12 protein-coding genes are annotated in these 14,077 nt (G+C 70.9%); 6 read left to right on the plus strand and 6 right to left on the minus strand.

Annotation, left to right across the window (positions count from 1 at the left end; genetic code table 11):
* Positions 1-76: 76 nt before the first annotated feature.
* From LXM90_RS21100 to LXM90_RS21110, 3 genes are all read right to left on the minus strand, one after another.
* On the minus strand, positions 77-364 hold the full coding sequence (locus tag LXM90_RS21100; RefSeq protein WP_020091819.1) for a hypothetical protein: 288 nt from the start codon (positions 362-364) through the stop codon (positions 77-79).
* 110 nt (positions 365-474) lie between these two features.
* Positions 475-1,662: a ribonuclease D gene (gene rnd / locus LXM90_RS21105; protein ID WP_020091818.1), complete on the minus strand. Its 1,188-nt coding sequence runs from the start codon at positions 1,660-1,662 to the stop codon at positions 475-477.
* A 93-nt stretch (positions 1,663-1,755) separates the two neighbouring features.
* Entirely contained in the window at positions 1,756-2,154 is a 399-nt protein-coding gene (locus LXM90_RS21110; protein ID WP_020091817.1) for a hypothetical protein, read from the minus strand.
* A gap of 144 nt (positions 2,155-2,298) precedes the next feature.
* Between LXM90_RS21110 and aspS the strand changes: the two genes are divergently transcribed.
* Genes aspS through LXM90_RS21130 form a run of 4 tightly spaced genes read left to right on the plus strand, consistent with a single transcriptional unit; the run spans position 2,299 to position 6,438 of the window.
* Positions 2,299-4,143 (plus strand): aspartate--tRNA ligase, encoded by a 1,845-nt coding sequence (gene aspS, locus LXM90_RS21115; protein ID WP_026604739.1) that lies wholly within the window; start codon positions 2,299-2,301, stop codon positions 4,141-4,143.
* Between the two features lie 20 nt (positions 4,144-4,163).
* Positions 4,164-5,036, plus strand: a complete 873-nt coding sequence (locus tag LXM90_RS21120) for a glycosyltransferase family 2 protein (protein WP_020091815.1) — start codon at positions 4,164-4,166, stop codon at positions 5,034-5,036.
* Positions 5,033-6,109 carry an acyltransferase family protein gene (locus LXM90_RS21125; RefSeq protein ID WP_020091814.1) on the plus strand — a complete coding sequence of 359 codons (1,077 nt, stop codon included), beginning with the start codon at positions 5,033-5,035 and terminating at the stop codon, positions 6,107-6,109. The genes LXM90_RS21120 and LXM90_RS21125 overlap by 4 nt, the downstream gene beginning before the upstream one ends.
* On the plus strand, positions 6,106-6,438 hold the full coding sequence (locus tag LXM90_RS21130; protein ID WP_020091813.1) for a hypothetical protein: 333 nt from the start codon (positions 6,106-6,108) through the stop codon (positions 6,436-6,438). The genes LXM90_RS21125 and LXM90_RS21130 overlap by 4 nt, the downstream gene beginning before the upstream one ends.
* Here LXM90_RS21130 and LXM90_RS21135 read toward each other — a convergent pair.
* Positions 6,408-6,659: a DUF3297 family protein gene (locus LXM90_RS21135; protein ID WP_020091812.1), complete on the minus strand. Its 252-nt coding sequence runs from the start codon at positions 6,657-6,659 to the stop codon at positions 6,408-6,410. The genes LXM90_RS21130 and LXM90_RS21135 overlap by 31 nt on opposite strands.
* Entirely contained in the window at positions 6,656-7,318 is a 663-nt protein-coding gene (locus tag LXM90_RS21140) for a CatB-related O-acetyltransferase (protein ID WP_020091811.1), read from the minus strand. Before LXM90_RS21140 ends, LXM90_RS21135 begins: the two co-directional genes overlap by 4 nt.
* 66 nt (positions 7,319-7,384) lie before the next feature.
* Between LXM90_RS21140 and LXM90_RS21145 the strand changes: the two genes are divergently transcribed.
* The gene (locus LXM90_RS21145) at positions 7,385-9,712 is read left to right on the plus strand and encodes an NADP-dependent malic enzyme (protein ID WP_020091810.1); all 2,328 of its coding nucleotides are present in this window, start codon (positions 7,385-7,387) and stop codon (positions 9,710-9,712) included.
* 82 nt (positions 9,713-9,794) lie between these two features.
* Positions 9,795-11,240 carry an acetamidase/formamidase family protein gene (locus LXM90_RS21150; protein WP_020091809.1) on the plus strand — a complete coding sequence of 482 codons (1,446 nt, stop codon included), beginning with the start codon at positions 9,795-9,797 and terminating at the stop codon, positions 11,238-11,240.
* 12 nt (positions 11,241-11,252) lie between these two features.
* Here LXM90_RS21150 and LXM90_RS21155 read toward each other — a convergent pair whose 3' ends face one another.
* A complete protein-coding gene (locus LXM90_RS21155) occupies positions 11,253-13,769 on the minus strand; it encodes a methyl-accepting chemotaxis protein (RefSeq protein WP_326491891.1) in 2,517 nt (838 codons plus the stop codon).
* Positions 13,770-14,077 lie beyond the last annotated feature (308 nt).

Raw genomic sequence — 14,077 nt, forward strand, 5'->3', positions numbered from 1 at the left:
CTTCGGGAATCGGCATGGGTCGCGCACGCGGACCACGGGGTCGGTGGCGGAAGCTGCTGAACGGCTCTTGCCGGCGTCAGACCGCGCCGACCGGCCCGGTGCTCTCGAACTCCGCAGTGTCGCCGATCAGGTCGGTCACGGAGATATTGAGGCGACGGCCGTTGGACAGGCGGAGCTGGGCATCGGGCTCGAGCCAGACCGGTCGCAGGCCCGCGTAGCTGCCGTACAGATTGCCGTAAGCGACGACACCGCCTTCGCGCCTCTCGACCACGACCCGGTAGCGGACGCGGACGGCCTCACACCCTTCGGCCGACACGAGACCGCGTCCGGTCAGCGTCTTGAGGATCTCGTTCGGCTCGAACATACGCGGGACGCAGGGGCGGGATTAAGCGGCAACCGAATTGCCATTTAATCCCGGACCCGCGGCGAGTCACGCCCGCCAGTGCGGATTGTGCGGTCAGTGCCGCCGCGGCGTCATCGGTCCGGGTCGGCGCCGCTGCCGACAGGTTCGGCTTCCAGGGGACGGACCACGATGCGACCGGACTCGACCGAGAGGGCCAGCCGTCCCTGCTTCAGCGCCAGCGCCTTCTCGCCGAACAGCGTCCGGCGCCAGCCCTGCAGCGCCGGGACCTCGGCGTCGTCGTCGTCGGCGACCGCCTCCAGATCGTCGACCGTGGCGATGATCTTCGGCGCCACGCCCTCGGCCTCGCAGACCGCCTTCAGCAGGACCTTCAGGAGCTCGACGATCGCGCCGTTGCCGCCGCTCCGCCGCACGCGCTCGGGCATCCGGACGGCGCTCGTGTCGCGGGCGAGACCGCGCTCCACGGCGGCGACGATGTCGGCCCCCGTCCGGGAGCGCTCGAAGCCCGCCGGGATCGTCCGCAGCCGCCCGAGCGCCTCCGCGCTCCGCGGCGCCGCCGAGGCGATATCGATGACCGCCTCGTCCTTCAGGACGCGCCCGCGCGGCACGTTGCGCGTCTGCGCTTCGCTCTCGCGCCAGGCCGCGACCTCCATCAGCACGGCGATCTCCCGCGGCTTGCGCATGCGGCCGGAGAGGCGGCGCCACGCCTGCGCGGGATCGGCGCGGTAGGTCTCGGGAGACGTCAGCACCGCCATCTCCTCGTCGAGCCACGCGCCGCGGTCGGTCCGCAGCAGCTCGGCGACGAGGACTTCGTAGATCTTCACCAAGTGGGTGACGTCGGACAGCGCGTAGGTCAGCTGCGCCTCCGAGAGCGGGCGCCGCGACCAGTCGGTGAAGCGGGAGGACTTGTCGATCTTGGCCTTCGCGACGTCGTTGACGAGCTGCTCGTACGAGACGGAATCGCCGTAGCCGCAGACCATGGCGGCGACCTGCGTGTCGAAGAACGGGTGCGGCAGGATCCCGCCGATCAGCCAGATGATCTCTAGGTCCTGGCGGGCGGAGTGGAACACCTTGACGGTGCCCTCGTCGGCCATGAGGGCGATGAACGGCCCGAGGTCGATCCCCGGCGCCAGCGGATCCACCAGGACGCCGGTCCCGTCCGGTGCCGCCATCTGGATCAGGCACAGTTTCGGATAATACGTCGTCTCGCGCATGAACTCCGTGTCGACGGTCACGAAGGGCTGCTCGGCGAGACGTGTGCAGATCTGGCGCAGCGCGTCAGTGGTGGTGATCAGGTCCATGCACCGGCTATACGCAACCGCGGCGGACATGGGGAGACGCGGCTTCGCAGGTCCCCATCTTTCACGCGTTCACGCGCGGCCCGATGACCGCGATCACGCCACGGCCGCGACCGCCGCCTTCCGGCGCGCCCGCGCCTGCCGGCGGATCCGCAGCGCGTCGGCCCGACGCTGCGCCTCGGCGCGCGCGAGCAGGCGGTCGAGGATGCCGGTCTCGATCCGCTCGCCGGTGGCCCCGTCGACGAGGCGGCGGATCCGGTCGACCCGGAACCCGCGATAGCCGCCGCGCCGGGCATCGATGCCGCCGAGCAGCGTCCGCCCCGGCCCGAGCCTGAGCTCGCGGGCGTCGAGGGAGCGGTTGCTCCAGGCCCCGGCCGCGTCCTCGTAGACGAGGTCGAAACGGCCCTCGAGGGGCAGCGTCCGCCACCCGGCCGCGGCGCGTTCGGGCGCCGCCTTCGCGGGGCGCTCCAGATCGAAAAAGAGGTTGTCGTTCATGGAGATGATATGGGGATTCGGGGTCTTCTGCGGTAGGCCGGCAGGCGAGTCGCGCGCGGCTTTCGGCGCCGTTCTGCGCGCCCCGCGCTTGACTTGGGGGGCCTCGCGTGAATGGTGCCGGCCTTCCCACAGAAGAAGCCCGTCATGCACCGTTACCGTTCCCACACCTGCGGGGCGCTCCGCCCGTCCGATGTCGGGCAGAGTGTCCGCCTCTCCGGCTGGTGCCACCGCATCCGCGACCACGGGGGCGTGCTGTTCGTCGATCTGCGGGACCATTACGGCCTGACCCAGTGCGTGATCGATTCCGATTCCCCGGCCTTCAAGGCCGCCGAGGCCGTGCGCTCGGAATGGGTCGTGCGGATCGACGGGCGCGTGCGCACGCGCCCGGCCGGCACCGAGAATGCCGAGCTGCCGACCGGCGCGGTCGAGATCTACATCGACGACCTCGAGGTGCTGGGTCCGGCGGGCGAGCTGCCGCTGCCGGTCTTCGGCGACCTCGAGTATCCGGAGGAGACGCGGCTCCGGTACCGCTTCCTCGACCTGCGCCGGGAGAAGCTCCACGCCAACATCATGAAGCGCGGCGCGATCATCGACTCGCTCCGCCGCCGGATGCGGGACGGCGGCTTCTTCGAGTTCCAGACCCCGATCCTGACAGCCTCCTCGCCCGAGGGCGCCCGCGACTACCTCGTGCCGTCGCGCGTCCATCCCGGCAAGTTCTACGCGCTGCCGCAGGCGCCGCAGCAGTTCAAGCAGCTGACGATGATCGCGGGCTTCGACCGCTACTTCCAGATCGCCCCGTGCTTCCGCGACGAGGACGCCCGCGCCGACCGCTCGCCGGGCGAGTTCTACCAGCTCGACATCGAGATGAGCTTCGTCACCCAGGAGGACGTGTTCCAGGCGGTGGAGCCGGTGCTGCGCGGCGTGTTCGAGGAGTTCGCCGAGGGCAAGCGCGTCACCAAGGAATTCCCGCGGATCACCTACGCGGACTCGATGCTGAAGTACGGCGTCGACAAGCCGGACCTGCGCAACCCGCTCATCATCGCCGACGTCTCCGACCTGTTCGCCCGCGAGGACGTGGCGTTCAAGGCGTTCAAGGGCGTGGTCGCCTCGGGCGGCGTCGTCCGGGCGATCCCGGCGACCGGCGCGGCGAGCCAGCCGCGCTCGTTCTTCGACAAGCTCAACGACTGGGCCCGCTCCGAGGGCGCGCCCGGCCTCGGCTACGTCGTGTTCGAGGAGGAGAACGGCGCGCTCACCGGCAAGGGGCCGATCGCCAAGTTCATCCCGGCGGAGGTTCAGGCCCTGATCGCCGAGCGCTCCGGCGCGAAGGCGGGCGACGCCGTGTTCTTCTCCGCCGGTCCCGAATCGAAGGCGGCCGGGCTCGCCGGCAAGGCGCGTGTCCGGATCGGCGACGAGCTGGGCCTCTGCGACAAGGACCAGTACGCGTTCTGCTGGATCACCGACTTCCCGATGTACGAGTGGAGCGAGGAGGAGAAGCGGATCGACTTCTCCCACAACCCGTTCTCGATGCCGAACATCGACCGCGAGGAGTTCCTCGCGCTCGACCTCGACGCCCTCGCCGGCGAGGACGAGAACGGCGCGAACACCAAGCGGATCCTGGACATCAAGGCGTTCCAGTACGACATCGTCTGCAACGGCGTGGAGCTGTCCTCGGGCGCGATCCGCAACCACCGTCCGGACGTGATGGAGAAGGCCTTCGCCATCGCGGGCTACGGGCACGAGGTGCTGGAGCAGAAGTTCGGCGGCATGCTCAACGCCCTGCGCATGGGCGCCCCGCCGCACGGCGGCATCGCGCCGGGCGTGGACCGCATCGTCATGCTCCTGTGCAACGAGCCGAACATCCGCGAGGTCGTGCTGTTCCCGATGAACCAGCGCGCCGAGGACCTGATGATGGGCGCGCCCTCCGAGGCGACCCCCAAGCAGCTGCGCGAGCTGCACATCCGCCTCAACCTGCCCGAGAAGAAGGCCTGAGGCGCCCATAGTCCCCCGCGGTGGCGAGCCTCGTCGCGATCGTCGTCGCCCACGACAGCGCCGACGTGCTGCCGGCCTGTCTCGCGGCGCTCGCCGGCGAGCATGTGCCGGCGATCGTCGTGGACAATGCCAGCCGGGACGCCTCCGCGTCGGTCGCGGAGGCGGCCGGCGCGCAGGTGATCCGCAACGCCCGCAACGAGGGCTACGGCCGCGCCAACAACCGGGGCGTCCGCGCGGCCGAGACGGCGGAGCACGTCCTCGTCGTCAACCCGGACGTCGTGCTGCGGCCGGGCACCGTGGACGCCCTGCTGGACGCGGCCCGCACCTGGCCGGATGCCGGGCTTATCGCCCCGCGCCTCGTCGAACCCGGCGGGCGCTTCTTCTTCCAGGCGCGGTCCCTGCTCGCGCCCTACCTGACCAATCCCGCGGGCCGGCTCGCGCTGCCGCAGGGCGATGCCTGCGCGCCGTTCCTCTCCGGGGCCTGCCTGATGATGCCGCGCGCCCTGTTCCTCGACCTCGGCGGCTTCGACGAGAACATCTTCCTGTTCTACGAGGACGATGACCTGTGCCGGCGCGTGGCCGATAGCGGCCGCGCCCTGATCCACGTCCACCGCGCCGAGGCGCTGCACGGTCGCGGCCGATCGTCGGCGCCGGAGCCGGGACGGGTGTTCCGCGCGCGCTGGCATCAGGCGTGGTCGCGCGCCTATGTCAGCCGGAAGTACGGCCTTTCGGACCCGAGCCTCGCCGTCCTGGGCGCCAACCTGCCGAAGGCGCTGCTGTCGGGTCTGGTCCTCCGGCGGGCCGGGCTCGAGCGTTACGGCGGCTCGGCCGCGGGCGCCCTCGCCTTCCTGCGCGGCCGGACCGCGCTGGCCCGCGAGGGTCTGACCGGATGAGTGCGCCGACGATCGCGACCGCTCTGGCGCGCGGGCGCAACGGCTTCACCGGCCTGCGGCTGATGCTGGCTCTGGCCGTCGTTGTGTCCCACGCGTTCAGCGTCGCGACCGGCGCGGCCGGCGACGAGCCCCTCGCCCGGCTCACCGGCTACACGCTGGGCGAACACGCGGTGAACGGCTTCTTCGCGGTGTCGGGCTTCCTGGTCACCATGAGCTGCGACCGCCGCGGCCTCCGGGACTACGCCCTCGCCCGGACCCTGCGGATCCTCCCGGGACTCGTGGCGGCGACGCTCATCGTCGCGCTCGGGCTCGGCGCGGCCCTGACCCGCCTGCCCGTCACCGAGTACTGGCGCGATCCCGCCCTGTGGTCGTTCATCCGCGGGACGCTGACGACTTTCAAGAGCAACGCCGCCCTCCCCGGCGTCTTCGAAGCGAATCCCTACCGGGCGCCCCTCGGCACGGTCTGGACGCTCAAGTACGAGGTGCTGTGCTACCTCGGCGTCCTCGTCGCTGCCCTGAGCGGCCTGCTCCGGCGCCGGTGGTCGGCGCCCCTGATCGTGGCCGGCCTGACGCTTGCCCTGACGATCGCCTGCGGCCTCCGCGGTCCGGACCTGCCCAAGGGCACCGAGACGGCGCTGCGCCTGCCGCTGATCTTCGCGGCCGGGGCGTGTCTCTACCTGTGGCGCGACCGCCTGCGTGTCTCGGCCGCGGCCCTCGCCTGCCTGGTCTTCGGCGCCTTCGTCCTCGCGCGGACGCCGGCCTACCCGGCCCTTCTGTTCCTCGCCGAGGCCTACGGCGTGGTCTGGCTCGCCCTCGGCCCCCTCGCGCGCGGCCTTTTCGACCCTGCGGCCGACCTCTCCTACGGGATCTATCTCTACGGCTGGCCGGTCCAGCAGACCCTGCATGCCCTGTGGCCGGCCGCCTCCGGGCCCGCGCTGCTGGTGCCGGCCCTCGCCCTCACGCTGCCGGTCGCGGCGCTGTCCTGGTACGGGGTCGAGCGGCCGGCCCTGTCGCTGAAGGCGCGCGCGCTCGGGCGGCGGCGCCTCGGCACGATCGAGCCGGCCGGGCCGTGACCGCCGACGGGCCTCTCCCGCCCCTGAAGACGCTCGCTCGCGCGGCGCGGATGCTGGAGGCGGACGGCTTCGCGATCGTCGCCCGGAACGAGCGCGGCGACAGCCTCTACCTGCGGCGACCGGACTGCGCCTGGCACCTGCGCGTCTCGAACCACCGGCGCACCGCCAAGCAGCGCGCCCGGCGCTCCGATATCCTCGCGAGCCTCGTCATCGACGGGCCGCGCTCCTCGGATCAGATCGGGAACCTCGTCCGCGAGGCCGTCCGGAACTTCGAGGCCGCCCTGGCGCGGGTGGCGGATCAGGCGTCCGCGGCGGGGTCGCGGAAGTAGGGCTCCACGGTGCCCTTCAGCTTCACGGTCATCGGGTTGCCGGCCCGGTCGAGGGCCTTGCCGGCCGAGAGGCGGACCCAGCCCTCGCTCACGCAGTACTCCTCGACGTTCGTCTTCTCGACGCCCTTGAACCGGACACCGACCCCGCGCTCCAGCACCTTCTCGTCATAGAACGGGCTGTTCGGGTTGGAAGCGAGGCGGTCGGGGGGCGTGTCGGTCATCGTCCGGATCTCGGATGGTCTTCGTATGGGGCCCCGCCGGTACGGGAATCCGCGCCCGCGCGCAACGCCGCGAGCAGGTCGGCGATCCGCCCGCTCTGGAGCAGCGGCACCAGCCGCGTCACCGCGTCGTGCGGGAGGTCCCACCACGCCGCCGCGACGAGCGCCTCCACGGTCGCCGCGTCGAAGCGGTGGCGCACGACCTTGGCCGGGTTGCCCGCCACCACGGCGTAGGCCGGCACGTCGCGGGTCACCACGGCGCGGGCCGCCACCACGGCCCCGTGCCCGACGGTCACCCCCGAGAGGATCATGCAGCCGGACCCGAGCCAGACATCGTGCCCGATCACCACGTCGCCCCGGGAGGCGTGGAAATCCTCCGGCGCCGCGGCGTCCGGGAACAGCCCGCGCATCGCCGCGAACGGATAAGTCGACGCCCAGTCGAGGCGGTGATCGCCGCCGAGCAGGATCTCGACCTTGTCAGCGATGGAACAATAGCGGCCGATCGTCAGCCGCCGACCGCTCTCCGGGAAGCGGACTTTTGGACGCCCGTACGAATAAGCGCCTATGGAGAACCCGTGGGTCCTCGCCAGCTCGGCGAGGTGGATCCGGGTCTCGTTGTGCGGGTTGCGCCCCCTGCGCAGCCGGTGCAACAGACCGGTCATGACGCGAGCCCGCGCGATGCGCGACTGCGTCGTCCTCGGTGAAAAAGGTGAGCGGGAGCGTGGGCGATGGCCGATAACATGTCCGAGGACCTCAAGGCCGGGGCGCTCGTCTACCACCGCCTGCCCAAGCCCGGGAAGCTGGAGATCCAGGCGACCAAGCCGCTCGGCAACCAGCGCGACCTCGCCCTGGCCTACTCGCCCGGCGTCGCCGCGGCCTGCATGGCGATCCACGACGACCCGCAGCAGGCCGCCGAACTCACGGTGCGCCAGAACCTCGTGGCGGTGCTGTCCAACGGTACGGCCGTGCTCGGCCTCGGCGATATCGGCCCGCTCGCCTCGAAGCCCGTGATGGAGGGCAAGGCCGTCCTGTTCAAGAAGTTCGCCGGCATCGACGTCTTCGACATCGAGGTCGACCAGAAGGACGTGTCGAAGCTCGTCGACGTCGTCTGCGCCCTCGAGCCGACCTTCGGCGGCATCAACCTCGAGGACATCAAGGCGCCCGAGTGCTTCGAGGTCGAGGAGCAGTGCCGGGCCCGGATGAACATCCCGGTCTTCCACGACGACCAGCACGGCACCGCGATCATCGTGGCCGCCGCCGTCCTCAACGGCCTGGAACTCGCCGGCAAGAACCTGTCCGACGTCCGGATCGTCACGTCCGGCGCCGGCGCGGCGGCTCTGGCCTGCCTCAACCTGCTCGTGTCGCTCGGAGCGACCCGCGAGAACATCACGGTCACCGACATCAAGGGCGTCGTCTACAAGGGCCGCGCCGAGCTGATGGACCGGTGGAAGGACGTCTACGCCCAGGAGACCGACAAGCGGACGCTCGCCGAGGTGATCCCGGGGGCGGACGTGTTCATCGGCCTCTCGGCCGGTGGCGTGCTCAAGCCCGAGTACCTGAAGGAGATGGCCGAGAAGCCGCTGATCATGGCGCTCGCCAACCCCTACCCGGAGATCATGCCGGATCTGGCCGAGAAGGAGCGGCCGGACGCCATGATCTGCACCGGCCGGTCGGACTTCCCGAACCAGGTCAACAACGTCCTGTGCTTCCCCTACATCTTCCGCGGGGCGCTCGATGTCGGCGCCCACAAGATCAACGAGGAGATGAAGAAGGCCGCCGTCAAGGCGATCGCGGGCCTGGCCCACGAGACCACCTCGGACGTGGTCGCACGCGCCTACGGCGGCGAGGCCCGGCCGTTCGGACCGAAATCCTTGATCCCGAGCCCGTTCGACCCGCGCCTGATCCTGCGCATCGCCCCGGCGGTGGCCAAGGCCGCGATGGATTCCGGCGTCGCCGGCCGGCCGCTCCCGGACCTCGACGCCTATGTCGAGAGCCTCGACCGGTTCGTGCACCGGTCCGGCCTGATCATGAAGCCGCTGTTCTCGAAGGCGAAGGCCGAGCCCAAGCGCGTGATCTATGCCGAGGGCGAGGACGAGCGCGTGCTCCGCGCCGTCCAGGCGATCGTCGAGGACAAGGTCGCCCTGCCGATCCTGGTCGGCCGGCCGCGGGTGGTCGAGACCCGCCTGAAGCGCTTCGGCCTGTCGATGGTGCACGGCCGCGACTTCGAGCTGATCGATCCCGAGGACGATCCCCGCTACCGCGCCTACGTCCAGACCTATCTGGAAGTCGCCGGTCGCCGCGGCATCACGCCGGACGCGGCCCGGACGCTGGTCCGCACCAACAACACGGTGATCGGCGCCATCGCGGTCCGCCGCGGCGAGGCCGACGCGCTGATCTGCGGCCTGGAGGGCCGCTTCGAGACGCGCCTGCGCATCATCCGCGACGTGATCGGGCTCGCGCCGGGCGTGGAGCAGTGCGCCGCGATGAGCCTCGTGGTGACGCATAACGGCGCCTACTTCCTGGCCGACACCCATGTCCGCCAGAACCCCACGGCCGAGGAGATCGCCGACGTGGCGCAGGCCTGCGCCAGCCACGTCAGCCGGTTCGGGATGACGCCGAAGATCGCGCTCCTCAGCCACTCCGATTTCGGCCAGTCGGATTCGCCCTCCGCGATGAAGATGCGCGACGCCCTCGCGCTCCTGCACACGCGGAATCCCGAGCTGCAGGTCGACGGCGAGATGCAGGCCGATTCCGCCCTCAACGAGATGGTGCGCGAGCGCGTCCTGCCGGGCTCGCGCCTCAAGGGCGCGGCCAACGTCCTGATCTTCCCGAATCTCGACGCCGCCAACATCGCCTTCCAGTTCGCGAAGGTGCTGGCGGACGCGCTGCCGGTCGGCCCGCTCCTGATCGGCCCGGCCAAGCCCGCCCACATCCTGACGCCGTCGGTGACGGCGCGCGGCATCGTCAACGTCACGGCCGCCGCCGTGGTCGAGGCCCAGGCGGACGAGGCCGTCGCGCGCGCCGAGGAGGGCGGCGTCGGCATGCTCTCGGAGTGAGGGGCGCCCGTCGGCGGCCGCCAGCGTGGCCGTCGATTTGCTTGCCCGCCCCGGGACCACGAAACCACCGGGAGACGACGCGATGTGCGCGGGCGACGATCCAACCTGCCACGCCTTCGAGGAGCACCGCCGCCGGTTCCGGCGGGATCTCGAGCCTGAGCGGCGCGCCTTCCTTAAGAGCGGCTTCGCGGCGACCGGCGCCGCGGCCGCGGCCCTCGCGGCCGGCGGTCCGTCGCTCGTGAGCCCGGCCCTGGCCCAGGCGAGCGGCGCCAAGATCGCCGCCACGGCGCATTACCACCTGCCGGCGAATGCCGAGACGGTCCACTGGGGCTTCTTCAGCCGCAGCCTCAAGCCCAAGGTCGAGATCGGCTCGGGCGACTTCGTCACGATCGAGACGCTCACCCACCAGGCGAGCGACGATGCCGAGCGCATGATCCAGGGCGATCCGGGCGCCGAGAGCGTCTATCTCTGGACCAAGGACAAGATGGGCGTCTCGCCCCGCGGAGCCGGCGCCATGGACGCCAAGGTCGGCCCCGGCGGTGGCCTCGGCGTGCACATCTGCACCGGCCCGGTGGCGATCCGCGGCGCCGAGCCCGGCGACGTCCTGGAGGTGCGCATCCTCGACGTCGCCCCCCGCCCCTGCGCCAATCCCAGGTACAAGGGACTGGCCTTCGGCAGCAACGCGGCGGCGTGGTGGGGCTACCACTACAACGACCTGATCACCGGCGATAAACCCCGGGAGGTCGTGACCATCTACGAGGTCGACGCCACCGGCGAGCGCGACTGGGCCCGGGCGGTCTACAGCTTCCGCTGGCCGGGCGTGACCGACCCGTTCGGCGTCTCCCACCCGACCATCGATTATCCCGGCCTGCCGGTGGACCACACGAAAACCCAGAAGACCTTCGAGGTCCTGAAGGGCATCCGCGTGCCGATCCGGCCGCATTTCGGCACCATGGGCGTGGCGCCCGCCGAGGCCGACCGGGTGAACACGATCCCGCCGAGCTACACCGGCGGCAACATCGACAACTGGCGGATCGGCAAGGGCGCGACCCTCTACTACCCGGTGGCGGTGCCGGGCGCCCTGTTCTCCGTGGGCGATCCCCACGCCAGCCAGGGCGATTCCGAACTGTGCGGCACCGCGATCGAGTGCTCGCTCACCGGCACCTTCCAGTTCATCCTGCACAAGAAGGCGGACCTGCCCGGCACGCCGCTGGAGGCGCTCGACTTCCCGATGATCGAGACCCGGGACGACTGGGTTCTGTCCGGCTTCAGCTACCCGAACTACCTGCGGGATCTCGGTCCGGACGCGCAGAGCGCGATTTTCCAGAAATCCTCGATCGACCTCGCCATGCGCGACGCCTTCCGGAAGATGCGCCAGTTCCTGATGCACGCGAAGGGCCTCACCGAGGACGAGGCGATCTCGCTGATGTCGGTCGCGGTCGATTTCGGGATCACGCAGGTCGTGGACGGCAACTGGGGCGTCCACGCCGTGGTCAAGAAGGCGATCTTCTCCGATCGCGTCGCCTGACGCCTGACCCGGTCACGCGGCCTTCGCGGCTCCGGTCATCGTCATGAGGCCGGCGATGACCCGGTAGGTCTCGGTCCAGGCTTCCCGGACCTCCGGCGTGAAGTCCGGGCCGAGCCCCTGCTCCAGGGTCCAGAGCAGTGCCGCCCCGACCGCCTCGAAATGCGCCTGCAGCGCGCCGTAGCCGACGTGCCGGTCCCCGAGATCGCGCACGGCGGCGACGAGCGCCTCCGGCTTGTCGAGGTTGGCCACCGCCAGTGCCAGCATGGCGACGAGTTTGCGCTTCTGCGCGGTCATGTCGTCCGGGAAGAGCGACCGGACCTGCGGCGCGATGTCGAACAGGCGTCCGTAGAACAGCTCTGCCGCGGTGTCGCCGAGCGCCTGCACCGTCGCGAAGCTGCGCTGCACGATCGCGACCTGGGCGGCGGAGACCGCGTAGGACACGCGAACGCTCGCCAGGAACCGTTCGACCTCGGCGGTCAGACGGTCCGACTGGTCCGACAGGGCGGAGGCCGCCGCGAGAACCTGGCTCGCGGCCAGGCCGGTGCCCTCGGCCGCCTGCGCGACGCCGGTCATGGTTGTGGTGACCTCGCCTGTGCCGGTGGCCGCCTGCCCGACGTTGCGGACGATCTCCTGGGTCGCCGCACCCTGTTCCTCGACAGCCGCCGCGATCGTGGTCGCCGCCCCGTTGATCTCGCGGATCCGCGCGGTGATCGCCGCGATGGCCTCCACCGCCTGCCCGGTGGACGCCTGCACCTGCGCGATCTGACCGGAGATCTCGTCGGTGGCCTTGGCGGTCTGCGCGGCGAGGGCCTTCACCTCGGAAGCCACCACCGCGAAGCCGCGGCCGGCTGCGCCCGCGCGGGCCGCCTCGATGGTGGCGTTGAGCGCCAGCAGGTTGGTCTGCTCGGCGATCGACGAGATCAGCCCCACGACGGCACCGATCTGGTCCACGGCGCTGCTCAGGTCCTGGACGCGCGCGGCGGTCCGGTCGGCCTCGGCCGCGGCCCTCTGCGCGAGATCCGCCGATCCGTCGGCCTGCCGCCCGATCTCCTGGACGGAGGTGCCGAGCTCCTCCGCGGCCGCCGCCACGGTGTTGACGTTGCTCGAGGCCCGCTCGGCGGCGGCCGCGACCGCCGTCGACTGCCCGGCCGTCTGGGTGGCCGTCGCGGTCATCGTCTGCGCCGTGACCTGCAGGGCGTTGGCCGAGGACGCGACCGAGCCGATCATGCCTCCGACGGCCTCCTCGAACCGTTGCGCCATCTGGCGCAGGCTGTCCCGGCGCTGGTCGTCGGCGTCCAGCCGCGCCCGCTCGGCCCCGGCCTCGAGGTCGCGCGTGCGGATCAGATTGTCCCGGAAGGCCTGCACGGCCACCATGATCGGCGCGAACTCGTTCCGGTACGCTTGCACCGGGACGGCGACGGCGGTGTCGCCCCCCGTCAGCGCGCGCATCGCGGTGGCGATGATCCGGAGGGGGCGCAGCACGCCCCCGAACAGAGCCATGAGGCCCAGCCCGACGAGCAGCAGGACGGCCAGCAGCGCCGCGGCACTGTGCAGGAGAACGCGGTCCGCCTCCGCGGCGAGGCTCTCGGCCCGCGCCACCATCTCGGCGAGGGCGGCATTGGCGAGATCGACGATCGTCATCTGCTCGACGCTGTTTCGCTTACGGAGATCTTGGAACGTGATGGGGGACGCGCGATGCTGGCTCAGGGCGTTGAAGATCGCGCGCGCCGCCTCCGCCGCCTCGCCCTCGAAATTGCTGCGCTTGGCCTTCTCGAACGCGGACCGCACGGCGTCCGAGCTCTGGGCGGCGGCCTCGCTGGTGCTCGACCACGCCGACTGGACCCGCGCCCGCTCCTCGGCCGCCGCCACGGTCTCGGGCAGCGACCACGACGTTCCCGCCGCCAGCGAGGTCTGCACGCGCAGGGCGACGTTCCCGATCGCGACACGGGTCGCCCAGGCGGACCGCTTGAGGACGAGGTAGTGCTGCAGGACGGCGTCGGAGCGCGGAATAGCCGAATCCACGGCGTCCGTGGTCGCCGTCAGCGCGTCGAGAAGTTCCTGAAAGGCCGTCAGCACGGCGGGCAGCAGCGCCGGGTCCCGCTTCGGCTTCGGTACGCGCAGGGCTTCATCGATCCGGGGGCGGAGCAGGTTCACGGCGTCCTGCGCCGCGTTGAGCCTCGCCATCGTCGCCGTCACGGAGGGCAGATCCCGGTCCCGCAGCAGGTCCTGAACGCTCGCGAAGCCCGCGACCATCGCGTCCCGGTTCGTCGCGTAGGCCTTCAGGCTCTCCGGGTCGGCGGACGCATCCCCGCCCAGGGCGAGCGCTGCCCCCCGCTCGAGGCGTGTCGGCAGGATCGTCCCGAGCAGCTGGCGACTCGCGCGGGTCAGCGTGACCGCGTCCCGGGCCTGTCGCGCCTGAAGACGCGCGTCGAACAGAGCATTCCCCGCGTAGGCCAGTAACATCATCGCCATGGCGAGTATCGTCGTGCACATGACGACTCGAATCGAGACGTAGCCAAGCCATCTCATCGCGTGAACATTCCGATGTGCGAGTGGGATCTGCGTGTTGCTCGCATCATAGGGCGAACGGCGCGCGCGTTCACGCTGCCGCTCGGCAGTGTTCGACAGTCTATCGCGCCGACATATTTTGCGGGCGGCGCGCTTTATTCCGGATTCAGAGGAGAATCGACATCAACCAATAAAAAAGTTGGCTTGGTGAATTAAGCCGACGTTACCGCGGCGATCTCGGTCGGCAGGCGCACGCTCACCGTTCCGGCGGCGTGCGGTGAGCGCCGGTGCGACGGTCATGAGGCCGCCCTCGGCCCCGGGACGCGTGA

Source organism: Methylobacterium oryzae, from assembly GCF_021398735.1.
In the GTDB taxonomy this organism is placed as follows: Bacteria; Pseudomonadota; Alphaproteobacteria; order Rhizobiales; family Beijerinckiaceae; genus Methylobacterium.

What these genes read in the sequence shown, in the direction of transcription:
- LXM90_RS21140 (WP_020091811.1), bottom strand. Translation starts at nt 7,318, where the DNA reads ATGACCGGTCTGTTGCACCGGCTGCGCAGGGGGCGCAACCCGCACAAC.
- LXM90_RS21150 (WP_020091809.1), top strand. Translation starts at nt 9,795, where the DNA reads ATGTGCGCGGGCGACGATCCAACCTGCCACGCCTTCGAGGAGCACCGC.
- LXM90_RS21145 (WP_020091810.1), top strand. Translation starts at nt 7,385, where the DNA reads ATGGCCGATAACATGTCCGAGGACCTCAAGGCCGGGGCGCTCGTCTAC.
- LXM90_RS21100 (WP_020091819.1), bottom strand. Translation starts at nt 364, where the DNA reads ATGTTCGAGCCGAACGAGATCCTCAAGACGCTGACCGGACGCGGTCTC.
- LXM90_RS21135 (WP_020091812.1), bottom strand. Translation starts at nt 6,659, where the DNA reads ATGACCGACACGCCCCCCGACCGCCTCGCTTCCAACCCGAACAGCCCG.
- LXM90_RS21110 (WP_020091817.1), bottom strand. Translation starts at nt 2,154, where the DNA reads ATGAACGACAACCTCTTTTTCGATCTGGAGCGCCCCGCGAAGGCGGCG.
- aspS (WP_026604739.1), top strand. Translation starts at nt 2,299, where the DNA reads ATGCACCGTTACCGTTCCCACACCTGCGGGGCGCTCCGCCCGTCCGAT.
- LXM90_RS21155 (WP_326491891.1), bottom strand. Translation starts at nt 13,769, where the DNA reads ATGAGATGGCTTGGCTACGTCTCGATTCGAGTCGTCATGTGCACGACG.
- LXM90_RS21125 (WP_020091814.1), top strand. Translation starts at nt 5,033, where the DNA reads ATGAGTGCGCCGACGATCGCGACCGCTCTGGCGCGCGGGCGCAACGGC.
- rnd (WP_020091818.1), bottom strand. Translation starts at nt 1,662, where the DNA reads ATGGACCTGATCACCACCACTGACGCGCTGCGCCAGATCTGCACACGT.